The sequence below is a fragment of the Streptomyces sp. NPDC016469 genome (assembly GCF_040632905.1).
GTDB lineage: Bacteria > Actinomycetota > Actinomycetes > Streptomycetales > Streptomycetaceae > Streptomyces.
The window spans coordinates 39,306-62,841 of record NZ_JBEYCQ010000009.1; the positions used below are offsets into that span (position 1 = coordinate 39,306).

Consider the following 23,536-nt stretch of genomic DNA (forward strand, 5'->3'; position numbering starts at 1 on the left):
CCGGCCCACTGCGTCACCGCGCGTCCGCGCGGTGCCTGCGCCGGGGTCGGGAGTGCCCGCGCCCGGGTCAGGGGCGCCCGGCTCGGGGATGCCCGGATGGGAGGCGCCCGGGGTCGGGGTCGCCCGGGGGCAGGGACGCCTCACGACGGCGCCCGGAGGGCGCTCCGGTCAGGCCGGCCGGCGGGTGACCGCCCAGGACGCGGCGGCCACCGTGCCCGCCGCGGTGAAGACGGCGGGCCAGGCGCCGACCTTCTTGGCCAGCGGGTGCGAGCCCGCGAACGCGGCCACGTACGCGGTGGTCAGCGCGACGGCCGCGCGCCGGCCCGCCTGCCGGTTCCACTCGTACGCGGCGACGCCGCCCGCCGCCGCGAGCGCGACCCCGCCCAGCGGACGCTTGCGGGTCCACCGCGCGACGGCGTAACCGCCGACCAGTCCGCCCGCCGCCACCGCCGCTGCCGGCACCTTCGCCATCGCAGCCACCTCCGCCTTCGTCCACGTCATGGGTGTGCGCCCGGCGCACTCGTACGCGCCCCGCGCCCAGCGCCGTACCGGCGCCGGAACCGAGGCTAACGCGCGCTTCCGCCCCGCCGTCGCGGAGGGGGTGCACAGACGTTTACCCTGGGGGGTGAACATCCGTGCACCCCGAGCCGGCAACGGAGAACCATGCCCGCGGACATACCCGCCCCCGCCGCCCCGACGACCCCTGCGGCCCAGGCCCCGCACCCGCGCTTCGCGGTGGGTGTACTGGCCTTCTGCGGGGTCGTCGTCGCGGTCATGCAGACGATCGTCGTCCCCCTGCTCCCGCACATCCCCGAGCTGACCGGCGCCACCCCGGCCGCCGCGAGCTGGCTGGTCACCGTCACGCTGCTGACCGGCGCGGTCTTCACGCCCGTGCTCGGCCGGGTCGGCGACATGTACGGCAAGCGGCGGGTGCTCGTCGCCTCGCTCGCCGTGCTCGTGGTGGGCTCGGTGCTCTGCGGGATCAGCTCGCACATCGGCGTGCTGATCACCGGCCGCGCGCTCCAGGGCGCCGCGATCGCCGTCGTCCCGCTGGGCATCAGCATCCTGCGCGACGAACTGCCGCCCGAGCGCGTGCTGTCCGCCGTCGCGCTGATGAGCTCCACCCTCGGCATCGGCGCCGCCGTGGGCCTGCCGATCGCCGCGCTCGTGGTGGAGAACTTCGACTGGCACACGATGTTCTGGGTCTCCGGCGTCATCGGCCTCATCGACATCGTGCTCGTCCTCGTCTTCGTACCCGAGTCCCCGCTCCGCAGCCGCGGCCGCTTCGACGCGCTCGGCGCCCTGGGGCTGTCCGGCGCGCTGGTCTGCCTGCTGCTCGCGGTGACGCAGGGCGGCGACTGGGGCTGGACCTCCGGCCGGACGGTCGGCCTGCTCGTGGCGGCCGTCGTGGTGGCGCTGGTCTGGGGGGCGTACGAGCTCCGCGTCGCGACGCCCATGGTCGACCTGCGGATCTCCGCCCGCCCGGCCGTCCTGCTCACCAACGTCGCGGCCCTGCTCATCGGCTTCGCCTTCTACGCGAACTCCCTGGTCACCGCCCAGATGGTGCAGGAGCCGAAGGCGACCGGTTACGGGCTCGGCGCCTCGCTCGTCGTCAGCGGTCTGTGCCTGCTCCCGGGCGGTGTCGCCATGGTGGCGCTGTCCCCGGTCTCCGCCCGGATCTCCGCCAAGCACGGCCCCAAGGTCAGCCTCGCGCTGGCGGCCGGGATCATCGCCGCCGGTTACGGGGTGCGGTACTTCACCAGCCACAGCCTGTGGCTCATCATCGCGGGCGCCACGGTCGTCGCCTCCGGCACGGCCATCGCCTACTCGGCGCTGCCGGCCCTCGTGATGCGCGGGGTCCCGGTCAGCGAGACCGGCGCGGCGAACGGCCTGAACACCCTGATGCGCTCGATCGGCCAGGCGTTCTGCAGCGCCACGGTGGCCGCCGTCCTGGCCAACCTCACCTTCCGGGCGGGGGGCCGGACCGCGCCGACCCTCCACGCGTACCAGCTGGTCTTCGTCATCGCGGCGGGCGCGGCGCTGCTGGCCCTGCTGGTCACGCTCATGCTGCCGGGCCGCGGGCCCGCCGGGGCGGGTACCGTCGAAGAGAGCCGCAAGGCGCCGGTCACCCCGACGGGGGGTGCGCGGCCGGCGGGAATCCAGGAGGGCGCATGACCGGCGGCCAGGCCATCGCCGCGACCCCGGCCACGGACACCGGCACGGGCCGGGACGCGATCCTGCGCGCGGCCCGGCGGGCGTTCACGCAGCGCCCGTACGCGGAGGTGACGATCCGGGGGATCGCGGCGGACGCCGGGGTCAGCCCGTCCCTGGTGGTCAAGCACTTCGGCCGCAAGGAGGAACTGTTCAACACGGTGGCCGACTTCGGACCGGCCGCCGCGAAACTCTTCGACGCCCCGCTCGACGTGCTGGGCCGCCACATGGTCGTCACCCTGGTCACCCACCGCCGGGCCCTCCAGTCGGACCCGCTGCTGCGCGTCGTCTTCTCCCTGGGCAACCAGGACGAACGCTCCCTGCTCCGCGACCGCTTCCACGAACAGGTCACCGACGCGCTCACCGCCCGCCTCCCCGGCGAGGGCCGCGCCCTGCGCGCGGAACTCCTGGCCGGCCACCTGCTGGGCCTGGGCGCGACGCTGAGCCTGCACCGGGCCGGCGCGGGGGCGTCCGCGACGCCGGAACGCATCGCCGACCTGTACGCGCCGGCCCTTCAGCGGCTCATCACGGGCGAAACGTAGCCTCGCCGGCGTTCGAGGCGCGGGGTCCGGGGCGGAGCCCCGGAACTCAGCCCTCCGGCGCTTGAGGAGCGGGGTTCCGGGGCAGCGCACCGGTTTCGGGAAGGGGCGGGGTGGGGGAACAGGCCCGCCGCAGGGGCCCCGCCCGCGCTCACCGTGCCGCGTTCCGCCAGACCGTCACGTCGAGCGTGACGTAGTCACTCGGGGAGTCCTCCGGCGAGTGCCCCTGATACGTCACCAGCGCCATGTGTCCCGTGCCCGTGGTGACACACATCTGCCGCCCCTTCGACAACTGCTCCAGGGGCACGTTGTCGGCGAACCGGGTCTCCGCACGGCAGACGTCCAACGACCCCTCCTGTCCCGGGTCGAGCAGGGTGAGGCGGCCGCCCTCGCTCTCCGCGTCGAGGTATCCGGATTCGTACGTCAGGTCGTACCCGCCGTCCGTGCCGTCCTGCGGCCGGACATCCGAGTCCCCGAACGTCAGGTGGTATCCCCGCGTGAGGTTGATGCCCGTGAAGTCCTCGGGCGTCGGGCTCGACGTGGCGGTGGGCATCGGGTTGGGATCGACCGACGCACCGTCGTCCCCCGACTCCGTCGGCTCCGCACTCGGCTTCGAACTCTCCTTCGCCGCAGGCGAGTTCTTGTCCTGGGCGGTGGTGCCGCTCTGCGACCCCTTGTCGTCGTCCTTCTGCGTCAGGAAGTACGCAGTCCCCCCACCCGCCACTCCGACCAGCAGCGCGGCCACGACCGCGATCGCCGCCGCCCGGCCCCGCCGCCGCTTGGGGGGCGCGGGCGTCTGCGGTGTCGGCTGTGTGACGTGCGACTGCGGCGGCACGCCACCGCCGGGATACGTGGGCCCCGGCCCCGGGTACCCGTACGACGGCTGCTGGGCGGCCGGGTACCCGTACGCCGGGGTCTGCGCGGAGGGCGCCGTGGGCGCACCGTACGCGCCCTGCCCCACCGGCGCGGGCCCCTGCCCGGGCGCGGGCGTGACCGGCGGCCCGTACCCCGGCGGCGGGGTGCTCGGCGCCGGCGTCGTGGGCGAGTAGGCGGCGGGCGCGGCCGGGCCGGCGGGAGTCGCGGGCGCGGGGGGCGTCGCGGCCGGCGGCGTGGCCGGGGCGGTCGACGGCGGCGGCGGCGTCTGCACGGGCGCCGGCGCGGCGGCCCGTACGGTGATGTCGGCGGCGACCGGTTTCGGCAGCCAGTCCTCGGGCCGCCGCAGCACGGTCTCCGCGTTCGCGGTCTGGCAGAGCTGGATCACCTCGGCGACCGAGGGCCGGTCCTCCGGGTTCTTCGCCAGGCAGCGCCCCACGAGATCCATCAGCCGCTCCGGCACACCGGTGAGATCCGGCTCCTCGTGCACGATCCGGTAGAGCACCCCGTGCGAGGTCCCCTCGCCGAACGCGGGCGTCCCGGTCGAGGCGAACACGGCGACCTGGCCGAGCGCGAAGATGTCCGTCGCGGCGGTGACCCGGCGCCCGGCGGCCTGCTCGGGCGCCATGAACGACGGCGTGCCGATCGTGACCCCGCTCCCCGTGAGCGACGTCGCGTCGGCCGCGTACGCGATGCCGAAGTCGATGACGCGCGGCCCGTCCGCCGCGAGCAGCACGTTGGACGGCTTGAGGTCGCGGTGGACGATGCCGGCGCCGTGGATGACGTGCAGCGCCTCCGCCATGCCCGCGATCAGCAGCAGCACCGCCTCGACGGGCAGCGCGCCGTGCTCGACGACCGCGTCGGCGAGCGAGGGGCCCGGCACGTAGGCGGTGGCGAGCCACGGCTGGGCGCCCTTGGTGTCGGCGTCGATCACGGGCGCGGTGAACAGCCCCTGCACGCGCTGCGCGGACTGCACCTCCTGCGCGAACCGCCGCCGGAACTCCGCGTCCTCGCCGAACTCCGGCCGGATGACCTTGATCGCGACGGGCCGCCCGCCGGGCGTGTACGACAGGTACACCTTGCCCATGCCGCCCGCGCCGAGCTTGGCCGCCAGCCGGTAGCCGGCGATGGTGGTGGGGTCGTCACCCGCGAGGGGCTGGAAGACCTGCGAGGCGCCGCCTCTGCGTGGCTGCTGACCGCTCATGTACTCGTAACTCCCCCGGAGAGCGCTGCTGTAGACACGGCACCTTATCCAAATACCGGGGCCCTGCGGAGCGGTGGGAGCGCGTGGGTTCAGCCGGACGGGGGGAAGGCGAACCGCACACCCGTGGCCTCCTCCGACACCTCCCACAGCCGCCGCCCCGTCGCGGCGTCGGCCGCTCCGGCGGACAGCCGCACCCGGGTCGGCGCGCCGCGCAGCTCACCCCTGCCGTCCGGCCCGATGAACTCGCCTCCGGCCAGACCCGGTTCGGTCGCCGCGTACAGCTGCGGCAGCGCCCCCCGGCCGGGGGTCTGGGCGAGCGGTCTGAGTACGCGGCCGAACAGCAGGGAGACCGGGGCGACGGGTCCGCCGGTCTGGAGGTTGGTGGCGGTGTAGCCGGGGTGGGCGAGCAGGCTGCGGACCGGGCTGCCGGCCTCGGTGAGGCGGCGGTGCAGCTCGTGGCCGAAGACGGCGTTGGCCAGCTTGGACTGGTTGTAGTAGCCCATCGGCGAGTACCGCCGTTCGCCCGTGAGGTCGTCGAAGTACAGGTGTGCCTTGCGGTGGTTGGGCGAGCTGACGGTGACGACGCGCGGGTCGGTGCCCGCCGCCAGGAGGCCGAGCAGCCGCCCGGTGAGCGCGAAGTGGCCGAGGTGGTTCGCCGCGAACTGCACCTCGTGGCCCTGCGGGGACAGCGTCCGGGGCGGCGCCATGACCCCGGCGTTGTTCACGAGCACGTCGAGGCGCGCGTGGTCCGCGTGCAGCTTCTCCGCGAACGCGCGTACGGAATCGAGGTCGGCCAGGTCGAGCCGGCGCACCTCCAGCCGGGCGTCCGGCTGCGCGGCGGTCAGCTCCGCCGCCGCGCGGCGCCCCTTCGCCTCGTCGCGTACGGCGAGGACCACGTGCCCGCCCCGGCGGGCGAGGGCCCGGCTCGTGGCCAGGCCGAGACCGCTGTTGGCCCCGGTGACGACGAAGACGCGCCCGGTCTGGTCCGGGATGTGCTCGGCGGTCCAGCGTTCCTGCTGTGTCATACGGCATAGGCTGCCTCGTATGACACCAAGTGTCAACATGGCGCAGGGTGCCATGTAAGGCATGGAGTACCGTGTGGAGGGTGAGCACTCCCCGAACCACCCTGGCCGAGCGCAAGCGCCGGCTGGTCTCCGACGAACTGACCGAATCCGCCCTGCAGTTGCTGGCCCTGAAGGGCTTCGACGCGGTCACGGTGGACGAGATCGCGGCGGCGGCGGGCGTCTCCAAGCGGACGTTCTTCCGCTACTTCGCGTCCAAGGAGGACGTGGTCGTCCAGTTCCTCGCGGACATGGGCACAGGCATCCGCGCCGAGCTGGCCGCCCGCCCCGCCGCCGAGCCGCCGTCCGTCGCGCTGCGCCACGCGGTCTGGGTGCCGCTCGGCACGTGCGCGGACCACGGGGACCGGGCGCTGCGCGTCGTACGGCTGATCCTGCGCACGCCCGCGCTGCTGGCCCGCTTCCTGGAGCGCCAGGCGCGGTGGCGCGACGACCTCGCGCAGGAGCTGGCCGAGCGGCTGGGGCGGGACGCCGAGGCGGACCTCTACCCGAGGCTGGCGGCGGGCATGGCGCTGAACGCCTTCGACGCCGTGCTCCACCACTGGAGCGCCGACGGTTCCACGGACACCCCGGCCGACCTCACGGACCGGGCCTTCGCGGTGATCGCCCCGGCGCTGGACGCGCACGCCTAGGCACCGGAAGCCGCCATTCCCGTTGCCTGCCACGGGAGCCCGTTCGATCATGAACGGCCCGCGGCCCCGCGTACCGGAGGCCGCCCCCGGACGAAAGGCTCCCCGTGCGCAAGCTGGTGTACTTCATCGCCGCGACCCTCGACGGCTTCATCGCCGGCCCGGACGGAGCCGATCCCTCCGCTCCGGGCGGCTTCTGGCCCATCCCGGAGGACTACCTCACGCACCTGGTCGCCGAGTACCCGGAGACCCTGCCCGGCCCGGCGCGCGCCGCGCTCGGCGTGACGGCGGAGGGCACGCACTTCGACACGGTCGTCGAGGGCCGCCGCTCGTACGGGATCGGCCTCGACGCCGGGCTCACGGACGCCTACCCGCATCTGCGGCACCTGGTGTTCTCCCGCACCCTGGGCGAGAGCCCGGACCCGGCCGTGGAGCTCGTCGCGGGCGACCCGGTCGCGCGCGTACGGGAGTTGAAGCAGGAGGACGGCAAGGACATCTGGCTCGTCGGCGGCGGTGAGCTGGCCGCCTCGCTCTACACGGAGATCGACACGCTGATCCTGAAGCTCAGCCCGACGACGATCGGCACGGGCATACCGCTGTTCGGCCGGCGGGCGGCGTTCGAACCGGCCGCCTGGACGCTCGCGGACCACACGGTCCTGGGGAGCGGAGCGATGTATCTGACGTACCGGCGTGCCGTGGCCGCCGGCTGACTCGCCGAGACCGGCCGGCAGGGGTGCGAGCCCCCGCCGGCCGGCACCGGGTCACGCGGCGGCGCAGGCCGCGCCGCTGAGGGTGAAGGCGGCCGGGACGGCGTTCGTGCCGCTCTGGCTGCCCGTGAAGCCCACGGTCACCGAGGAGTTCGGGGCGATCGTGGAGGTGTACGAGGCCGGCGTGACGCTCACCGAGCCGCCCGTCTGCTTGGGCGTACCACCCCACATGTTGGTGACGGTCTGCCCGTTGGCGAAGGTGAAACCGAGCGTCCAGCCGTCGATCGCGGCGGTGCCCGTGTTGCGGATGGTGATCTCGCCCTGGAAGCCGCCCGGCCACTGGCCGACCACCTTGTAACCGACCGAGCAGCTGCCCGCCGGGGCGGTCGTGCCCTCGTCCGTGGTCACGCTCACGGTGGCCGACCGTGCCGAACGGTTGCCGGCCGCGTCCCGGGCGTAGACCGCGAAGGAGTACGCGGTGCCGGCGCTCAGGCCCGTCACGGTGACGCTCGTGGTGGCCGAGGAGGCGACCGCGGTCTCCGTACCGCCGCTGACGCGGACGACGTCGTAGCCGGCTACGGCAACGTTGTCGGAGGACGCGGCCCAGGTCAGCGTGGCGGAGGTGTCGGTCACGGCGGAGGCGGCCGGGGTGCCCGGGGCGGTCGGGGCCTCGGTGTCCTCGGAGGTGCCGCCGTAGACCGTGGCCTCGCGGGAGGTCTGCGCGATGCCGTTCGCGCCGTGGAAGATCCGCTCGCCCCAGGAGCTGAGCCGCGCCGGGTCGAATCCGATGGTCAGGTCGAGGATCGGGTCGGTGTTGCCGCTCCACGACCAGGCGATCCAGCCGAGCCCGAGCCGCTGGGCCTCGGACATCATGGTGTCCTCGTCCGGGTCCCCGTACTGGTCGGCGGGCCCGCCGAACTCACCGATGACCAGGGGCAGTCCGGCGTCCACGAACGCGTTCAGATAGTCGGTGACCTTCTGGGCCGTGTTGTAGACGCTGTACATGTGGATCGAGAAGAGCAGGTTCCCGGTGGTGTCGGCGTCGTACACCGCCTGGGCGTTGTCCCGCATGACGTTCTGCCAGTCCTGGCCCCAGTTGGGCGCGTCCACCATGATCGTGTGCGCGAACCCGGCGGCGCGCAGCTTCTTGACCGCGGCGGTGGTGGGGGCGGTCCAGCCGGCCGGATTCGTGTTGCCCCAGGGCTCGTTGCCGATGTTGATGACGACGTAGTCCTCCTGGCCCTGGAGGACGTCCTTGAGGGAGATCCAGTAGTCGGCCGCGTGGTCCAGCGTGCCGGCGGCGGAGTCCTCGCCGTACCCGGTGGTGTCGTGCACCTCCAGGACGCAGATCAGCCGGTTCGCCTTGCACTGGGCGATGACGGCGGCGACGTCGTCCGGCCCGTTCTTGCTCCAGCGGTAGCCGTCGGACAGCACGACGCGGACGGTGTTGGCGCCGGTCGCCTTGATGTCGGCCAGCGACTGGGTTTCGCCGGGGTACCAGGTGTGCGCGTGGTTGACGCCGCGCATGATGAAGTCGTTGCCGTTGCCCTCGACCAGCCGGCCGTCGCTGATGTGCAGCCCGGTGGCGGCGGCGGGCGCGGCCTGCGCGGGGGCGAGGGCGCCGAGGGAGAGGAACCCGAGCAGGGTGGCCAGGACGGTGAGGATGACGGCGGCGGGACGCTTTGCCGGATGTCTCGCTGTTCTCACTGCGGCTCCAGAGGGGGAGGAGGGGCGGTCACCGGTGTGGGAGCGCTCCCACACGGAGTGGACCCATCAAGCCATTCGGTCAGGGGCACGTCAATAGATCGGACGACCGGAGACGAGGTTCTATGGTTCCCCGTACCGGTCGCCGCACCCGATGAAGCGCTCGTCACGCCCGATGAAGGGAACGCCGCAGATGACTGAAACCGACCAGAACGAGATACGGGCCCGCATCGCGAAGGGCCTCATCTACACGGAGACCGAGGCGGCCTTCCTGGCCCCGCGCCGTCGCGCGGACGAGATCTTCGCGTACAACCTGACGCCCCCGGGCGACACGGAGAGACTGCGTGCGCTGCTGACCGGGATCTTTGCCTCGGTGGGCGAACGCACCGTCCTCCAGGCGCCGTTCCACGCCGCGTTCGGCAGCAATGTGTACATCGGCGACGACTTCTTCGGCAACGTGAACCTGACGTTCGTGGACGACGTGGAGATCCGCATCGGCGACGACGTCATGATCGCCCCGAGCGTGACCCTGACGACGACGGGCCACCCGGTGCACCCCGCGCGCCGGGCGGATTTCGGCCGCTTCTCGGAGCCGATCGTCATCGAGGACAAGGTGTGGATCGGCAGCAACGTGGTGGTCCTGCCGGGCGTCCGTATCGGCTACGGCTCGGTCATCGGCGCGGGCAGTGTCGTGAGCCGCGACATTCCTCCGATGAGCGTCGCCCTCGGCACGCCGTGCCGGGTGGTCCGGCCGATCACGGACGAGGACCTGGCCACCCGGATGTAACCGGCCCCGCTCACCAGGCCCCGTGGTCCCGCACGCTCAGGACCAGGGCGGCGATCGCCGTCGCCAGGAAGGCGATGCCGCCGACGATGTTGCGGGAGCCCACCCGCAGATGGGCGATGATCGCGCCGACGAAGGAGAGGGATGAGCCCGCACGCGGCGAGCGTGCCGAGCGCGGGCGCGGCGAACCCGGCGAGCAGCCCCGCGGTGCCTGCGGCCAGGCACATGCCGAGCCACGGGACGTATGTGCGGGGGATGCCCTTCATGTCGGCCTGGGACTTCGGGTATGCGTGGCCGATGAGGTAGGTCGCGGCGACGGCACCGTTGAAGAAGATGCCGGGCCCCGCCGGCCGGTTCAACGCACCGAAGGCCCTCCGGGGCGCTCGGTCAGCAACTCCGCCAGCCGGTCCGCGAAGGCGGTGATCCACTCCAGTTCGGGCCCGCCGCGGGCGACCCGGAACCCGTGCCGCCGGGCCCAGAACGCCGCCTGCACGGCGTGCAACTGCGCCCACCGCCTCACCCGTTCGCGTTCCAGCTCGGCGGCGTCCGCGAACACGTCCACGATGCGGTGCACGGCCCTGCCGAGGTCGTGGGCGCCCACTCCCGCGAGGGCGTACGCGCGCGACTTCATCAGCGCCCCCGAGTCGTACGCCGGGTCGCCCACGTATCCCTTGGGATCGACGGCCAGCCACGGTTCGCGCTCGGCCCGCAGGATGTTCCGGCCGTGCAGGTCCCCGTGGACGAGCGTGTCGGGCTGCTCCCGCCCCAACTCCCGCACGGTGGCGAGGGCGGCGTCCAGCACGGGGCGCGGCAGGCCGTGCCCCAGCTCGGCGGCGTCCCTGCGCAGCTCGTCCTCCCACTCCCCGGCCCGGTCACTGAGCCGCGGCAGTCCGTCGGGCGCGGGCACGGCGAGCCGCCGCCCGAGCCGCGCGGCGACGGCCACCACCTCGTCCCCGTCGCCCGCCTCGGCGAGCGTCACCGGCGAGACCCGCTCCAGCAGCATCGCGTACCGCGCGTCGTCCCGCTCGTACAGCGCCACGGCCCCCCGCCCGGCCCAGGCGACGAAGGCGTCGGGCTCGTGGTCGTTGCCGGGGTGCGGGCAGGACACCTTGAGCACGGCGGGCGGCGTGCCGTCGCGTCGCACGGGGACGATGATCCCGACGCCGCCGTGCATGACGTGGCCGTCGGGCGCACAGGCCCAGGTGTCGGCCAAGTCGGCGACTGTGTCAGGCAGTTCAGCGATCCAGCGCGCCCCGGCGTCGCCTTCGCGCTCGACGGTGGTCCGCGCGAACTCCTCCGGAATGACGATCATCCGGGCACCTTACGCGGGCCCGGGCCGCGGCTCGGCCCGGCGGTCGCGGTCCAGCAGCGGGGAGTGCGTACGCCGGGCATCGGCGATGTACGGCACCGTCCCGGACCACGGCCCGCGATGCGGCCGGGCCGGTGTTCTCCTTCGCTCTGGTGACCGCACGCAAGAACTGAGCAGACACGGCGTCGACGGTCTGTCCTTCCGGTGCCGGGACGTGGGGCCGGGCCGGGCAGCGGAAGACCCCACCGGGCCGGGCTCGGTGGGGCCTTCCGCCGGGCGGCCCGTCGGTCAGGACTGCCGGCCGCTCGCCTGCTTGGCGACCTTGTCCGTCACGTCGACCGTGTCCCCGGCGGTGGGTGCGTCGACATCGACGTCGGTTCCGAAGTCGCTGAAGTCCATGACGACCTTCACCTTGCCCCGGTTCGCCGAACCGGAGTCCTTCGCGCCCCCGGCCGGCTGCGCGGTCATCTCGATCTGCTGGCGGCGCATCAGCCCCTTGCCGTCGACCCACAGGTCCACCGGTACTTTCTCGCCAAGCTGTTCACGCAACTTCCGGGCCTGCGCCGCGTCGCCCTTGGCGAGCTTGTCGATGTCGAGGCCGACCTTGTAGTGCGTCGTCCCGACACCACCCAGGCTCTCCGTACCGACCTTCTTCACGTCCTTCTCGGACAGCGCCTCGGAGTAGGCGAAGGAGTCGGTCGGATCACTCACCTGGCTGCTTCCGGCGGCCCCGGAGGCGCGCAGCTTCTCCATGTCGATCTTCATCCAGCTCTTGCCCCCGGGCAGGCCGCCCTCGCCCTTCGGCGGCTTCTGGTAGATCACCTTGTCCACGACCCGCTGCTCCAGCCGCTGACCGGACTGCTCCATGGTCAGCTTGCTCTCCCCGTCCTCGAAGTCCATGACGCCGGAGCCGGTGACCGTCCGGCTCTGCCCCCCGGCGCTGACCGAGGTCGTGATCTTCACGCGGGCGGACCCGGCCTCGGTGGTGTTCTTGTTGGTCGCCTGCACGACCTGCGAGGGCGACCTGTCGGTCGTCTTGCCCGCCCCGGAGGGCTTCGCGTCCTTCGCGGAGTCGCCCTTGTCGTCCGACCCGCACCCGGCGAGCGCGGCAACGGCCAGCAGGCCCGCCACCCCGTACGCGGCCGCCTTGGACTTCCGGGACTTCACATTCGCCATCACAGCAGCCTCCCCAAACCAGAACCGTTACGTCAGGTATGCGCCCGGTGCCCTGGAGGCGGTCCCGCATGCGAAGCGTCACCCGTTCTACGCCAGCCGCAGTAGTTCCCGTCCAGGCGGGCAGCCGCCGTACGTACTCACCCTCGGCCCCACTGCAAGGGCCACGAGACCCCGTCCGGCTCCCCGTACCAAACCCGCTGCTCCGCCGGGGTCACCGTAAGACCGAAGTCCTCCCGGGCAGGCGCACCGTCCGGGAAGGCGGTGACCAGTTCCTCCACCACGTCCCACAGGCGCTGCGGACCGATCTGCCGGGCCTTCCCCGAGGCGTGGAGCGTGGCCGTGGAGCCGTCCTCCGTCCAGAGACCCACGCCGGTCACGGCGCCCGCGTCGTCAAGCCAAGAGCACGAGCGGTACCCCGGAAGGGCCAGAGAAAGCGGGAACTTCAGCCGGTCCAGTACGTCCGTCACAGGCACCGACGTGGCCCTCCCCGCCTCCGCCTCCAGCCCCGCGAAGTCCGGGGCCATCGCGGGCCGACGGCGTGGCATGAAGTGCGCGGGCACGGGCAGGAACCGCCCGGTCGCCTCCCCGGCCCCCGAGACAACGCACCGCGCGACGCCGAAGCCGATCGGGGCGACGACGACCGCTCCAGCGCCGGCCTGCGCCAGCAGAGCCGGAGGGATGCGACGCAGGGCGGCCGTCGCGATGATGCGGTCGTACGGAGCCCTGTCCGGGCAGCCCTTCACGCCGTCGCCGGCGAACACGTGGGGGCGGTAGCGCCCCCTCGCCAGGTGCTGCCGGGCGCGCCGGACGAGGTCCGGGTCGACATCCACGCTCACGACGTTGTCGCTCCCGAGGAGCGATGACGCCAGGGCGGCGTTGTAGCCGGTGCCCAGCCCGAGCTCGAAGAGCCGATGCCCAGGCTCGGCGTCCAGCGCATCGAGCATGGCCAGCATCAACCGGGGCTCGCTGGACGAGGAGGTCGGCACGCCGTGCGCGTCGAGCTGTGTCGTGAGGGCGGTGTCCGAGTAGACGGCCTCCAGGTGGCCCGGGTCTCCCTCGGAGACCTCGTACCAGTGCCCCCGCCCGTCCTGCCGGTAGAACCTGGGTACGAAGTGCTCCCGCGGTACGTCGGCAAACGCGGCCAACCACCGGCTCGAGCGGGTCTCTTCGCCGAGGGCGGCGGCGAACTGGGCGCGCAGGGCGGCCGAGGCGAGGTCGTTCGGCGCGGTCATGTCGTAGCCCCTTGCAAGTAGTCGGCGTGCGCGGCGGCAATGGGCAGCCCGGTGCGACTCTCGACCCAGGACCACGTGCCGGCGGGGTTGTTCTCGAAGAACACCCATGTGTCGTCAGGGGTGACGGCGAAGTCGAAGGACCCGAACACGATTCCGTACGAGGTCATGAACCGTCGCACGGCCGCCCCAACCGAGGTGGGCACTTCGGTCGTGCCGTACACAAGGTTCTCGTAGTCGGTACGCCAATCGGTGCGCGCCTTCTCCGACGTACCGACAATGGTCCCCGCGAACAGGTTGCCGTCCACGACGACCAGCCGTACTTCGTACTTCTTGGGCACGTCCTCCTGGAAGTAGTGGGCGGTCAGCCGCACGCTTTCGTCGAAGCCGGCGGGTTCGACGCGGTGCGTGGCCACCATCAGTTGCCGTTCCCCGCCCGTGTCCAGACGTCCACCGAGCACCGGTTTGCAGATCAGCGGCCCGTCCACCGCCTTGGCGAACGCGCGGGCTTCGGCGGGGTCGTTGGTGATGAGGCTGCGGGGCACGCGCAGGCCTGCGCGTGCTGCCGCAACCAGTTGCTGCGGCTTGTGCGCAGCAACGCGGTCGTGGTGGGGGTTGTTGATCCACCGGACTGGCAGGGCGGACAGCAGATTGAGCATGGCCGCGTCTGCCTGGTTCTGCGCCCAGGTCGCGTAGGGCTCGGCCACGGTGTCGGCGATGCGAGGGCGTCCGGGCCGTCTGTAGTAGACGGCCCGGACATCCTCCAGCCGCACCGATCGGTGCCCTTCGATCAGCACGCCTCCCCACCCTGCCGCCGTCGGCCGATGGCCTGCGGACAGCGATACACGCTGGGGGAAGTCGGCCGAATCGAATCGCATCACTCCAACGCCACGCTGATTCAGCTGGTCCACAACCATGTCTGCGGCAGCGTCGAGCCGTTCTGCGACGACGAGTACCGGCCGGGCGGCGCCCATCAGGAGGCGGGGGCGAAGTAGGGGTCGGCCACGTCGTCGCCCTTGCCGTCCAGGTTGGTGTCGGTGGTGGACGCCGCGTGATCGGCAGTGTGCCAGGGCGAACCGTCGGCCTGCACGTTGATCTGAAGCTCGTCGTCCCAGGTGACACCCGCAATGGACGTAGTCACCAGGCAGGGCGGCTCAGCGGCGCGGGCGGCGAAAGGGATCATGGTGGTTGTCATGTCATCTCCTTTGGTCATGCATGGGCATTCCGGCAGTTGCACGGAAGGTTCATCAGGGAGTCACGGCATCGGATGCGTGTCGCGTCGCTGCAGCACGATGATCACCACGAATCTCCCTCGGCCCGTTTGACGGCGGCGTGTGAAGAGATAACCGCGGAGAGTGTGTGGGCGGGTACCGTGGAAGCGAGGGCAAAGCATGAATCCCATGAATGCGCGGGGAGTTGACGTGGCTACTGCCTCCGGGAAACAGCGCAACACGGAGTTGAAGAACCTGCTTGGCCAGGCGCAATGGTCCGAGACACAACTTGCCCAGGCCGTGAACCGACTCGGTACTGAGGCCGGCATGGGGCTCACGTACAGCCAATCCACGGTGGCGCAGTGGATCAGAGGCTCACAGCCCAATGAGCGGGTCAGGCCGCTGATCATCGAAGCATTCGAGCGAAGGCTGGGGCGGCACATCCTCTACACGGAGGCCGGTCTCAGACAGCCGATAACGGGAGAGGGCCACCCGCAGGGGGCCACCGCCGAGTCGTTGCTTCAGCTGGGAAAGGCGGATATGGACCCCTCGCGGCGTGGCGTACTTGCTGCGGGTCTGTACTCGGCCGCACTGTCCGTTCCTCTTTTCGCCGATGTTGCGCAGGCCGACGACGGGCAGCGGATCACCAGGCCGACAGGCCGGATCGGCCGGGGCGAAGTCGAGACCGTCAGGAGGATGACGGACAAAGTCGCCGACATCCTCGATGAGCTCGGTGGTGGACACGCACGGCCCATGGCCGCTGCGTTTCTCGTCAATACGGTGGCCTCGTACCTCAAGGCCGGGGCCTCGGATGAAGTGCACGACGACATGTTGTCCGCAGCTTCCGACCTCACTTACCTGACCGGGTGGATGGCCATGTACGAGCGAGCCCACGGTCTCGGGCAGAGGTACTACCTCCAAGCGCTCCGGCTGGCCGGGGAGTCTCGCGACCAGGTCACCTACTCCCGGACACTTCGGGGCATGAGCCTGCAGGCGACCAATCTGCGTCACGGTCGCAAGGCCCTCGAACTGGCCGATTCCGCTGCGGAGGCAGCGCCCAAGGCCGGTCCCAGGCTCGTAGCCTTCCTGCGTGGGCAGCAGGCGCATGCCTCCGCGATGGTCGGAGACAAGCGGGCCGCCGTGGCGAGACTCCGCGAGACCGAGGCCGCGCTCTCGAAGGCGGACTCGCGTCGGGAATCGGTCGGCGGTTACGGCCAGGCCGCCTACCTCTTTCACGTCGCGCACGTCCATTACGAGAACCGGGAACTGGCCCAATCCATCAACGTCATGAAGCAATCGATCAAGGCGACGCCACGTCAGGAGAGGCAGGGGCGCCTGCACGCCAACGCGGTGCTGGCGCAGAGGCAGTTCGAGTTCGGTCACATCGATGAAGCGTGCGCTTCCTGGAGGACCTTCCTCGATGACTACGCGGTGCTGTCGACGGCCCGAGGGGACGAACACTTCGAAACAATGCGAAGGAGCCTCGCTCGGCACCAGCAATCCCGAGCCGTACGAGCGATGAGTGACCAAGTGCGCATGGTGGCCGGGCTGAAGGCTTGAGCCGTGCCCCCTACCCAGCTACCCGGTTACACCGGAGCGCCCACGCGGTGGACCAGCGGCGCTTGAGGTCCCCCGTTCCTCCCGAACGGGCGGTCTAAAATGCGTCGATGCTGCCCTCCGCCCCGCCGCAGATACCGGCGAACGAACTCCGGCCCGGTCGCTACTGGTACGCCGTAGCGGCCGGGACCGCGGTGGTACTGGTCGTGCTGGGCGTGGTCCTCGGGATCTACCGTTTCAACAACTTGGTCGACGCGGTCGACACCGGCCACCGGTTCACCAACGGCGACACGGTCTCCCTCCGGCTCGGTCCGGAGAGCGAGAAGACGATCTGGATCAAGGACAGGGGCCCGTCGGCCGCCCAGGACTGCAGCATCACCGGGCCCGGCGATCCGCACCTCGGGGGCCCGGGCATCGACGTATTCCTCACTCGCGATGAGACCTGGAATCCCCTGTACGACATCGACGTGTCGCGCACGGGCGACTACGAGATCACCTGCTCGTCCGAAGGACCGTCCCAGTACGCCATCGGGAAATCCGGTGGCATCGTCTCGTTTCTGGGCGGGTCGATCCTGGTCGTCGTTCTGCCCCTCACGGGAGTCGGCCTCGGCGCGGCCATCGTGATCGTGACGGCCGTCCGCCGCAGAGACCACCGCAAGCGACTGCTCGCCGAACGCGGCGGCCCCGGATGGGGCCATCCCGCGCAACCCGGCCCTGCGACGGTCCCGGCCGGCCGCGAAGGCGGTCCTTTGGTCCGACGGTGCGGTCACGCCGAGTCGGTACCGCCGGCCTGCTCCCCGCACGCGCGCGGACAGGAGTGACCAGGCGGCGCCCCGCCCCGCCCCACTACGCTCCCCCCGCATGACCGAGACCCGAGCCCCCGCCCCCGCCCACCTGACCCCGGACCTGATCCGCGCCCTCCTCCGCGACCAGCACCCCGACCTCGCCGATCTCCCGCTCAGCCTCGCCGCGTGCGGCTGGGACAACCAGTTGTGGCGGCTGGGGGACGAGCTCGCCGTGCGGTTGCCGTGGGCGACGGAGTCCGCGGACGAGCTGTTGCTGAAGGAGCACGCCTGGGTGCCCGGGCTGGCCCCCGGGCTCCCGTTGCCGGTCCCGGTGCCGCAGCGTCTCGGCGTACCGTCCGAACGGTTTCCGCGGCCGTGGCTGGTCACCACGTGGGTGCCCGGGGAGCCGGCCGACCGGGTTCCGGCGACGCATGCGGAGGACGCGGCCGACACGTTGGCCCGGTTTCTCAGTGCTCTGCACCGGCCGGCCCCGGCCGGGGCGCCGGCGGGGCGGGGGCGCGGGGGCCCGCTGGGGCCGTACGGGGAGCACTTCGCTCAGGCGCTCGCAGCCGTCACCGAGAAGGGGCTGGTCACCGACCCGGACCGGATTCGGCGCGTCTGGGAGGACGCGGTCGCCGCTCCCGACTGGGAGGGGCCCGCGCTGTGGCTCCACGGCGATCTGCATCCCGCCAACGTGCTGACGGCCAACGGCACGTTCTGCGGGGTCATCGACTTCGGCGACCTCTTCGCTGGTGACCCGGCCTGCGACCTCTCCGCCGCCTGGAACCTGCTCCCGGACGACGCCGCCGACCGTTTCCACGCCGCCTGTCGCCCCACCCCGGACGTGGCGACTCTTCGCCGCGCCCGTGGCTGGGCGGTCCTGCGCGCGCTCAGTGCCCTGCTCATCGCGGACGACGGCGACCGGGGGCTGCCCAACGGCAAGCCGACGTGGGGGCCGCCCGCTCGGAGGGCACTGGAGCGGTTGGTCGTGTCCCTGGGGCAGTGAGGCGACCGGCTTGTGCTGCGGAGCCCGTAAAAGATGCGTGAGTCGGGGCTTCCGCGGCCACCGCTGTGCCGCCTCCGCACTGTCGGATCGGCCGCCGCCCGGGCGTGCGGCGACGGTCACGTCCCGGCCAGCCGGTCCAGTGCGGCGGCCGTGAGGGCCGTGATCGCCGCGGGCAGTGCGGTGCGGATCGCGGGGGCGAAGCGGGGGGAGTGGTTCGGGGGGATGTCCGCCCCGCCGGTGGCCGCCCACTGCCGGGGGCTCGTGGTCCCCAGCATCCAGTAGACCAGCGGGATGCCGTCCTCGCCGTGGAGTTCGCGGCCCGCGTCCCCGTAGAGGGGGAAGTCCTCGGCGGCCAGTGACGGGGGCCAGCCGGTGACGCGTGCGGGTCCGAACAGGGCGGTGTGGGCGGCGCGGACCGCGTCGGTCGCGGCCGGGTCGCCGTGCAGGGCGGGGGAGCGGGAGAGCACGGTGAGATCCGGGTCGCGGGGGCAGGCCGACGCGGCGCACTCGGCCCGGACGATGCGGTCCACCGCCGTCATCGCCCGGTCCAGGGTGTCGTCGGCGAGGGCGCGCAGGCCGATGCCCAGTTCGGCGGTGTCCGGGACGACGTTGACGGCCGTACCGGCCCGCAGGGTGCCCACGGTGAGGGCGAGCTGCTCGGCGGGGGCCGCCTCGCGGGCGACGACCGTCTGGAGGCGGCCGATCACCGCCGCGGCCGTGACCACGGGGTCCACGGTGAGGTGCGGGGTCGCGGCGTGGCCGCCCCGGCCGTGGACGACCACGGTGAGGGCGGCGCTCGCGGCGGCGACCGGGGCGTGGGGGCCGCCGTGCGCGATCAGGCCGGCGGGGAGCGGCGCGGCGTGCTGCGCGAGGACCGTGCCGGGTCTGCCGAACCGCTCGTACAGGCCGTCCGCCAGCATGGCGCGGGCACCGGTCAGGGTCTCCTCGGCGGGCTGGCCCACGACCACGAGGGTGCCGCGCCAGTGGTGGGTGGTGCGGGCCAGCAGATCCGCCGCGCCGGCGGCCGCCGCCAGGTGGAGGTCGTGGCCGCAGGCGTGCATGGCGGGGCCGGTGCTCGCGTACGGGAGGCCGGTGCGCTCCTGGAGCGGCAGGGCGTCGAGCTCGGCGCGCAGATAGACGCGGGGGCCGTCGCCGTTGCGGAGGACGCCGACGACTCCGTGGCCGCCGACGCCCCGGGTGACGTCGAGGCCGGCGGCGGTGAGCCGGTCCGCGAACAGGGCGGCGGTGCGGGTCTCCTCGCCGGACGTCTCCGGGTGGCGGTGGACGTCCAGGTAGAGGGTGAGGGCGGGGCGGATCGCTTCCTGGGCGAGGGCCGGGGACAGGGCGGGGTGGGCGGCTCCCCGGGGGCGGGCCGTTTCCTGAGGTGGGGGCAGGTGGGTCATGGGGCTCCTGGCGTGCTCGTCGGGGCCACTGGCATCGGGTGCCAGCGATGTGTGGGCGGAAGGCATGCCGAGCGGTGAGCGGGGGGCGGTGGAATGGGCGGTGTACCCCCACCGGGGTGTACACCGCGTGGTGGCCCCCGGACACGGGTGCCCCGGACCGGAGGAGACGCCATGGAGAAGAACCTCAGCACCCTCGCCGACGAGATCCTTGAGCTGGAGGCCGAGACCTTCGAGATCTCCGACTACTCGGACGCCAGCGAGGTCGTGCTCGCCGGTTCGACCAGTTGCAGCTCGACCTCGACGTGCAGCTCCACCACCAGCACCACGTCCTGCACCGCCTGACAGGGCGGCGCGCGCGCCCGGTATCCGTCTCCCTTCCGGACGGGTACCGGGCGTTTCGCCGTCTCCGGGTGGTGGACGCCGTTACGGGAACGGGTGCGGGACCATGCGCATCGCCGCCTCGGTGAGGTCCGTGGTGCGGTGTCCGCCCCGGCGGAGCGCGGTGCGCAGGCGGGGCATGAAGGGGGCGCGGCGGCGGTTCCAGCCGAAGTCGATCGGCAGGAGCCCGGGGGCGAGGGTGGCGACGGTGCGCAGGCCCATGCGTTCCTGTTCCGGGGTGGTCTGGTCGACGGCGATCACGTCGTGTCCCGCGCGGGCGAGTTCACCGATGACGGCGCGCAGGTCGTCGCGCAGGTCACCGGTGCGGGGGCGCCCGGTGGTCTCCCAGTCCCGGTAGACGTCGCCGAAGGGGCGTACGGCCGGGGGACGGAGGTAGCTGTCGGCGTGGACGGCCATCCTGGGCAGGCCGTAGAGCTGGGCGTGGTCCTTGAGGTGGCGTACGAGGTCGAAGTCGTCGGCCATCGCCTCCAGTTCGTCCCGGCGCTCTTCGGTCTGGCGGGAGAGGTGCGGGATGTAGGTGAGGACTTCGGAGAGGGCGCCCTCGACGGCGGCCCGCGGGTCCAGCGAGGCGGCCGCGGCGAAGGAGAGGGTGCCGGGGCCGCCGTCGCGGCGTACGGCGAGCGCGGTCACGACGGGGACGGCCAGGTCGATGCGGTTGTCGAGGGCGTGGACGTCGTAGCCCTGGAGCGCGGCGCGTTCGGCCATGGCGGGCGCGGCCCGTCCGCCGACGGTGGCCAGGTCGATCTCGGTGAGCCGGGCGTTGCCGTACCAGGCGTTGAGGAAGGCGTCCCGTTCGATGAGTTCGAGGAGACCGCCGAGGACGGCCTCCTCCAGGCCGCCGCCGATGGCGCAGCCGTTGGAGCACTCGAAGACGAAGTTGTCGGCGGCCAGTCCCGCGCTGTAGTAGACGAGCCGGGACGGGACGAGGACGGGCTTGTCGTCGCGCAGCGACCAGCCCCACTCCCACGGGATGGCGCGGTCCGGGTCGAAGGGGGCGACGAGCGGGTCGTCGCGGTAGGTGCGCGGATCGTAGAGGCCGCACACGGCGGGGTCCAGGGCGTCGGCCCTCAGCTCCGTCCAGGAGCCGGTGACCGGGGTGGTCCGGCCGCGCCGGTGGGTCCCGGCGTAGCGTTCCAGGCCCTCCAGGAAGGCGAGGGTGCGGCTGGTGGAGAAGGCGTTCTCCTGGCCGCTCCAGGTGACGTCGTTGAGCCCCGCGTAACCCCGTACGAAGACGCTGCCGGCGACGGGCGCGGTCGTCGGTGAGGTGACGTCGGACCAGGTGCCGCCGCCCAGCACCCCGCAGACGGGGTTGGCCAGGGCCTCTTCCGGCAGGGGGTACGAGGACGCGGGCCGCATCCGGTAGCCGTCCGGGTCGGGCTTGGGGCGGCCGACGAGGGTGAGCGGACGGGGCCCTGCGGGGTCGGGCGGCGGGGCGCAGCCGGGGCAGCGGGGGTCGGCGAGCAGGGGGTACGTCCGCACCTGCAGGGTGGCCAGGTCGAGGCGGGTGACCTGGGGCAGGAGCCGGTCGGCCGGGCCGGTGGCGGGGGGTTCGGCGCCGGGGCCGTCCAGCAGCGCGCGGCACAGCGCGGCCACGGCGTCGTGGGCGTGGCCGGTCAGCAGCGGCCAGGCGCCCGTGGGGCGGGGGCCGTCGGGGCCGCCGGTCTCCAGGGCGTCCCGCTCGCTACGGCTGCGCAGGCGCTGCCAGCGCATCGCGAGGCAGCGCCCGCAGGCGGGGGCGGTGCCGTCGCCGCCCCAGGGGCCGATGAGGACGGCGGAGGCGGTGAGATGGACGCGGGCGCCGGGGCGTTCGGCCGCCCAGGGGTCCGGGGCGCCGCGGTCGCCGAGGGCGTCGGTGGCGCCGACCGGGACGACGGGGACGTCCCGCCCGGTCCGGTCGGCCAGGGCGGTGTGGAGCGCGGTCCGGGCCGCCTCCATGGGGGCGACGGCGGGGGCGGGGGCGGTGCGCGTCGGGGCGCTCATGAGGACCTCGTCCAGCGGAAGGTCCTGACGGCGACGGCGCCGAAGACCAGGGCGAAGACGACGAGTCCGGCGCAGCCCACCCAGACGTCGGAGAGGCCCCCGCGTCCGGCGATCGCGTGGGACACGGCGTCGTTGAGGTAGCGCAGCGGCAGGACCACGGAGACGTGCTGGAGCCAGGACGGCATCGAGTCCAGCGGGAAGAAGGAGCCGGAGAGGAACGCCATCGGCAGCATCAGGAAGTTGGCGACGGCCGCGACGGACTCCGGGGTGTCGGCGAAGGAGCCGATGATGACGCCGAGCAGCAGGAAGGTGGTGACACCGAGGAGGAGCACCGGGATCAGCAGGGGCCATCCGGAAGCGGGCCGGAGGCCGAACACCGGCAGCATGGCGACGCCGACGAACAGCAGCGACTGCACGGCGCCGACGGCCAGGGCGAGGACGTAACGGGAGCCGATGACGGCGGAGAGGGGGGCCGGGGACATCCGGATCAGGCGCAGGATGTCGTCGTTCCGCCACTGCATCAGGGTGAACGCGATACCGAAGACAGCCGCGTTGGCGACGCCCCAGGACAGGACGCCGGCGGCGGTGTAGGAGAGGTAGGACAGGCCGCTCTCCTCGACGTCCTGGCCCCGGAAGATCAGGCCGAAGACGACGAGGAAGAGGAGCGGGAAGGCGAAGGTGAAGAAGAGGGTGCTCTTGTCGCGGATCTGGGCGCGGTAGCCCGCTGCGGCCAGTGCGGCGTAGGCGCTCATGGCTGGTGCTCCGTGGTGTCGGCGTTCCGGCGGGGGGTGTGCGCGGACCGGGTGAGCCGGGCCGTGAGGTCGAGGTAGACGTCCTCCAGGCCGGCGGTGCGGGTCTGGACGCCGTCGAGACCGGTCAGCTTGTCGACGGCGCTGAGGACCTGGCCCGCCTCGCGGGTCTCCAGTACGAGGGCGCCGCCCTGGACGGTGACCCGGTCGACGCCGGGGATGGCCGCCGCCTCCTCCTCGCTGAGGCGGCCGAGCGGCAGCAGGAGCCTGGTGGCCGCCTTGAAACCGCCGACGAGGTGGTGCGGGGTGTCGGTGACCGCGACCGTGCCGTCCACGAGGATCGCGATGCGGTCGCAGAGCGCTTCCGCCTCGTCCAGGTGGTGGGTGGTGTAGACGATGGTGCGGCCCTGGGCCTTGAGGGCGCGCAGCACCTCCCACAGATCGCGGCGGGCCTGCGGGTCGAGGGCGGCGGTGGGCTCGTCGAGGAAGATCAGTTCGGGGCCGTGGACGAGGGCGGAGGCGATGGCGAGGCGCTGGCGCTGCCCGCCGGAGAGGCTTTCCACCTGGATGTCGCGCTGCTCGGTGAGCCCGACGGCCTCCAGTGTGGCGTCCACGGCGCTTCGCGGGGCGCCGTAGAGGGCGGCGACGGTACGCAGGTGCTCGTGCGCCCGCTGCCGGACGAAGAAGGCGGAGGACTGGGTCTGGATGCCGACCCGGGGCAACAGCGCGGTGTTGCGGGGCCAGGGGGACTCGCCGAACACGGTGACCGTGCCGCTGTCGGCCCGGCGCAGCCCCTCCATGATCTCCACCAGGGTCGACTTGCCGGCGCCGTTGGGCCCGAGCAGGCCGAAGAACTCGCCGCGGCCGATCTCCAGCGACACGTCGTCGAGGGCCTGGCGTTCTCCGTACCGCTTGGAGACGTGCCGGACGTGGACGGCGGGGGCCGGGGCGGTGCCCTCGCCGGGGGTGGTTGGCATCGCCTGTACCTCACTCATGTGGTGC

The 23,536-nt window shown here is 72.7% G+C and carries 22 protein-coding genes and 1 pseudogene; 9 read left to right on the forward strand and 14 right to left on the reverse strand.

Features of this window, described 5'->3' with window-relative positions:
* Positions 1–168 precede the first annotated feature (168 nt).
* Positions 169–471: a hypothetical protein gene (locus tag ABZ565_RS12450; protein WP_361024744.1), complete on the reverse strand. Its 303-nt coding sequence runs from the start codon at positions 469–471 to the stop codon at positions 169–171.
* Positions 472–663: 192 nt separating this feature from the next.
* Between ABZ565_RS12450 and ABZ565_RS12455 the strand changes: the two genes are divergently transcribed.
* Positions 664–2,175: an MFS transporter gene (locus ABZ565_RS12455; RefSeq protein WP_361024231.1), complete on the forward strand. Its 1,512-nt coding sequence runs from the start codon at positions 664–666 to the stop codon at positions 2,173–2,175.
* A complete protein-coding gene (locus ABZ565_RS12460) occupies positions 2,172–2,753 on the forward strand; it encodes a TetR family transcriptional regulator (protein WP_361024234.1) in 582 nt (193 codons plus the stop codon). Before ABZ565_RS12455 ends, ABZ565_RS12460 begins: the two co-directional genes overlap by 4 nt.
* 148 nt (positions 2,754–2,901) lie before the next feature.
* Here the strand turns inward: ABZ565_RS12460 and ABZ565_RS12465 are convergent, their stop codons facing one another.
* Positions 2,902–4,827 carry a serine/threonine-protein kinase gene (locus tag ABZ565_RS12465; protein WP_361024237.1) on the reverse strand — a complete coding sequence of 642 codons (1,926 nt, stop codon included), beginning with the start codon at positions 4,825–4,827 and terminating at the stop codon, positions 2,902–2,904.
* An 89-nt stretch (positions 4,828–4,916) separates the two neighbouring features.
* Positions 4,917–5,852 (reverse strand): oxidoreductase, encoded by a 936-nt coding sequence (locus tag ABZ565_RS12470; RefSeq protein ID WP_361024240.1) that lies wholly within the window; start codon positions 5,850–5,852, stop codon positions 4,917–4,919.
* An 80-nt stretch (positions 5,853–5,932) separates the two neighbouring features.
* On the opposite strand from ABZ565_RS12470, the gene ABZ565_RS12475 reads away from it, so the two are divergent.
* Both ABZ565_RS12475 and ABZ565_RS12480 read left to right on the forward strand, forming a co-directional pair.
* The gene (locus tag ABZ565_RS12475) at positions 5,933–6,538 is read left to right on the forward strand and encodes a TetR family transcriptional regulator (protein WP_361024243.1); all 606 of its coding nucleotides are present in this window, start codon (positions 5,933–5,935) and stop codon (positions 6,536–6,538) included.
* 104 nt (positions 6,539–6,642) lie between these two features.
* A complete protein-coding gene (locus tag ABZ565_RS12480; protein ID WP_361024246.1) occupies positions 6,643–7,245 on the forward strand; it encodes a dihydrofolate reductase family protein in 603 nt (200 codons plus the stop codon).
* Between the two features lie 51 nt (positions 7,246–7,296).
* On the opposite strand, the gene ABZ565_RS12485 is transcribed toward ABZ565_RS12480, so the two are convergent.
* Positions 7,297–8,949: a cellulase family glycosylhydrolase gene (locus ABZ565_RS12485; RefSeq protein ID WP_361024249.1), complete on the reverse strand. Its 1,653-nt coding sequence runs from the start codon at positions 8,947–8,949 to the stop codon at positions 7,297–7,299.
* A 190-nt stretch (positions 8,950–9,139) separates the two neighbouring features.
* On the opposite strand from ABZ565_RS12485, the gene ABZ565_RS12490 reads away from it, so the two are divergent.
* Positions 9,140–9,733: a sugar O-acetyltransferase gene (locus tag ABZ565_RS12490; protein WP_361024252.1), complete on the forward strand. Its 594-nt coding sequence runs from the start codon at positions 9,140–9,142 to the stop codon at positions 9,731–9,733.
* Positions 9,734–9,743: 10 nt separating this feature from the next.
* On the opposite strand, the pseudogene ABZ565_RS12495 reads toward ABZ565_RS12490, so the two are convergent.
* The 6 genes and pseudogenes from ABZ565_RS12495 to ABZ565_RS12520 all read right to left on the reverse strand — a co-directional run bounded on the left by ABZ565_RS12495 (position 9,744) and on the right by ABZ565_RS12520 (position 14,639).
* Positions 9,744–10,089 (reverse strand): annotated as a pseudogene (locus ABZ565_RS12495) (DoxX family protein).
* Positions 10,086–11,042: an aminoglycoside phosphotransferase family protein gene (locus ABZ565_RS12500; RefSeq protein WP_361024255.1), complete on the reverse strand. Its 957-nt coding sequence runs from the start codon at positions 11,040–11,042 to the stop codon at positions 10,086–10,088. Before ABZ565_RS12500 ends, ABZ565_RS12495 begins: the two are co-directional and overlap by 4 nt.
* Positions 11,043–11,327: 285 nt before the next feature.
* On the reverse strand, positions 11,328–12,215 hold the full coding sequence (locus tag ABZ565_RS12505; RefSeq protein ID WP_361024258.1) for a hypothetical protein: 888 nt from the start codon (positions 12,213–12,215) through the stop codon (positions 11,328–11,330).
* A gap of 137 nt (positions 12,216–12,352) precedes the next feature.
* Positions 12,353–13,447 (reverse strand): methyltransferase domain-containing protein, encoded by a 1,095-nt coding sequence (locus tag ABZ565_RS12510; protein ID WP_361024261.1) that lies wholly within the window; start codon positions 13,445–13,447, stop codon positions 12,353–12,355.
* Positions 13,444–14,418, reverse strand: a complete 975-nt coding sequence (tgmB, locus tag ABZ565_RS12515; protein ID WP_361024264.1) for an ATP-grasp ribosomal peptide maturase — start codon at positions 14,416–14,418, stop codon at positions 13,444–13,446. The genes ABZ565_RS12510 and tgmB overlap by 4 nt, the downstream gene beginning before the upstream one ends.
* Positions 14,418–14,639, reverse strand: coding sequence for a hypothetical protein (locus tag ABZ565_RS12520; protein ID WP_361024267.1), 222 nt, complete (start codon positions 14,637–14,639; stop codon positions 14,418–14,420). The genes tgmB and ABZ565_RS12520 overlap by 1 nt, the downstream gene beginning before the upstream one ends.
* Before the next feature lie 205 nt (positions 14,640–14,844).
* Between ABZ565_RS12520 and ABZ565_RS12525 the strand changes: the two genes are divergently transcribed.
* The 3 genes from ABZ565_RS12525 to ABZ565_RS12535 all read left to right on the forward strand — a co-directional run bounded on the left by ABZ565_RS12525 (position 14,845) and on the right by ABZ565_RS12535 (position 18,003).
* A complete protein-coding gene (locus tag ABZ565_RS12525) occupies positions 14,845–16,215 on the forward strand; it encodes a hypothetical protein (protein WP_361024747.1) in 1,371 nt (456 codons plus the stop codon).
* A gap of 107 nt (positions 16,216–16,322) precedes the next feature.
* The gene (locus ABZ565_RS12530) at positions 16,323–17,033 is read left to right on the forward strand and encodes a hypothetical protein (RefSeq protein ID WP_361024270.1); all 711 of its coding nucleotides are present in this window, start codon (positions 16,323–16,325) and stop codon (positions 17,031–17,033) included.
* 40 nt (positions 17,034–17,073) lie between these two features.
* Positions 17,074–18,003, forward strand: coding sequence for an aminoglycoside phosphotransferase family protein (locus ABZ565_RS12535; RefSeq protein ID WP_361024273.1), 930 nt, complete (start codon positions 17,074–17,076; stop codon positions 18,001–18,003).
* 116 nt (positions 18,004–18,119) lie between these two features.
* On the opposite strand, the gene ABZ565_RS12540 is transcribed toward ABZ565_RS12535, so the two are convergent.
* On the reverse strand, positions 18,120–19,406 hold the full coding sequence (locus tag ABZ565_RS12540) for an amidohydrolase (protein ID WP_361024276.1): 1,287 nt from the start codon (positions 19,404–19,406) through the stop codon (positions 18,120–18,122).
* Between the two features lie 171 nt (positions 19,407–19,577).
* Here ABZ565_RS12540 and ABZ565_RS12545 point away from each other — a divergent pair, with 171 nt between their 5' ends.
* Positions 19,578–19,748 (forward strand): thiazolylpeptide-type bacteriocin, encoded by a 171-nt coding sequence (locus tag ABZ565_RS12545; protein ID WP_018105658.1) that lies wholly within the window; start codon positions 19,578–19,580, stop codon positions 19,746–19,748.
* An 81-nt stretch (positions 19,749–19,829) separates the two neighbouring features.
* On the opposite strand, the gene ABZ565_RS12550 is transcribed toward ABZ565_RS12545, so the two are convergent.
* The 3 genes from ABZ565_RS12550 to ABZ565_RS12560 are packed head-to-tail and all read right to left on the reverse strand — an operon-like array spanning position 19,830 to position 23,529.
* Positions 19,830–21,785, reverse strand: coding sequence for a TOMM precursor leader peptide-binding protein (locus ABZ565_RS12550; RefSeq protein WP_361024279.1), 1,956 nt, complete (start codon positions 21,783–21,785; stop codon positions 19,830–19,832).
* Positions 21,782–22,537 carry an ABC transporter permease gene (locus ABZ565_RS12555; protein WP_361024282.1) on the reverse strand — a complete coding sequence of 252 codons (756 nt, stop codon included), beginning with the start codon at positions 22,535–22,537 and terminating at the stop codon, positions 21,782–21,784. Before ABZ565_RS12555 ends, ABZ565_RS12550 begins: the two co-directional genes overlap by 4 nt.
* Positions 22,534–23,529 (reverse strand): ABC transporter ATP-binding protein, encoded by a 996-nt coding sequence (locus ABZ565_RS12560; protein WP_361024285.1) that lies wholly within the window; start codon positions 23,527–23,529, stop codon positions 22,534–22,536. Before ABZ565_RS12560 ends, ABZ565_RS12555 begins: the two co-directional genes overlap by 4 nt.
* Between the last annotated feature and the right edge of the window lie 7 nt (positions 23,530–23,536).

Excerpts from the sequence above, each read along its gene's own strand:
- ABZ565_RS12550 (WP_361024279.1), bottom strand. The coding sequence starts at position 21,785 with ATGAGCGCCCCGACGCGCACCGCCCCCGCCCCCGCCGTCGCCCCCATG.
- ABZ565_RS12450 (WP_361024744.1), bottom strand. The coding sequence starts at position 471 with ATGGCGAAGGTGCCGGCAGCGGCGGTGGCGGCGGGCGGACTGGTCGGC.
- ABZ565_RS12470 (WP_361024240.1), bottom strand. The coding sequence starts at position 5,852 with ATGACACAGCAGGAACGCTGGACCGCCGAGCACATCCCGGACCAGACC.
- ABZ565_RS12525 (WP_361024747.1), top strand. The coding sequence starts at position 14,845 with ATGAATGCGCGGGGAGTTGACGTGGCTACTGCCTCCGGGAAACAGCGC.
- ABZ565_RS12535 (WP_361024273.1), top strand. The coding sequence starts at position 17,074 with ATGACCGAGACCCGAGCCCCCGCCCCCGCCCACCTGACCCCGGACCTG.
- ABZ565_RS12505 (WP_361024258.1), bottom strand. The coding sequence starts at position 12,215 with ATGGCGAATGTGAAGTCCCGGAAGTCCAAGGCGGCCGCGTACGGGGTG.
- ABZ565_RS12520 (WP_361024267.1), bottom strand. The coding sequence starts at position 14,639 with ATGACAACCACCATGATCCCTTTCGCCGCCCGCGCCGCTGAGCCGCCC.
- tgmB (WP_361024264.1), bottom strand. The coding sequence starts at position 14,418 with ATGGGCGCCGCCCGGCCGGTACTCGTCGTCGCAGAACGGCTCGACGCT.
- ABZ565_RS12560 (WP_361024285.1), bottom strand. The coding sequence starts at position 23,529 with ATGAGTGAGGTACAGGCGATGCCAACCACCCCCGGCGAGGGCACCGCC.
- ABZ565_RS12545 (WP_018105658.1), top strand. The coding sequence starts at position 19,578 with ATGGAGAAGAACCTCAGCACCCTCGCCGACGAGATCCTTGAGCTGGAG.
- ABZ565_RS12500 (WP_361024255.1), bottom strand. The coding sequence starts at position 11,042 with ATGATCGTCATTCCGGAGGAGTTCGCGCGGACCACCGTCGAGCGCGAA.
- ABZ565_RS12460 (WP_361024234.1), top strand. The coding sequence starts at position 2,172 with ATGACCGGCGGCCAGGCCATCGCCGCGACCCCGGCCACGGACACCGGC.
- ABZ565_RS12455 (WP_361024231.1), top strand. The coding sequence starts at position 664 with ATGCCCGCGGACATACCCGCCCCCGCCGCCCCGACGACCCCTGCGGCC.
- ABZ565_RS12555 (WP_361024282.1), bottom strand. The coding sequence starts at position 22,537 with ATGAGCGCCTACGCCGCACTGGCCGCAGCGGGCTACCGCGCCCAGATC.
- ABZ565_RS12465 (WP_361024237.1), bottom strand. The coding sequence starts at position 4,827 with ATGAGCGGTCAGCAGCCACGCAGAGGCGGCGCCTCGCAGGTCTTCCAG.
- ABZ565_RS12530 (WP_361024270.1), top strand. The coding sequence starts at position 16,323 with ATGCTGCCCTCCGCCCCGCCGCAGATACCGGCGAACGAACTCCGGCCC.
- ABZ565_RS12510 (WP_361024261.1), bottom strand. The coding sequence starts at position 13,447 with ATGACCGCGCCGAACGACCTCGCCTCGGCCGCCCTGCGCGCCCAGTTC.
- ABZ565_RS12540 (WP_361024276.1), bottom strand. The coding sequence starts at position 19,406 with ATGACCCACCTGCCCCCACCTCAGGAAACGGCCCGCCCCCGGGGAGCC.
- ABZ565_RS12490 (WP_361024252.1), top strand. The coding sequence starts at position 9,140 with ATGACTGAAACCGACCAGAACGAGATACGGGCCCGCATCGCGAAGGGC.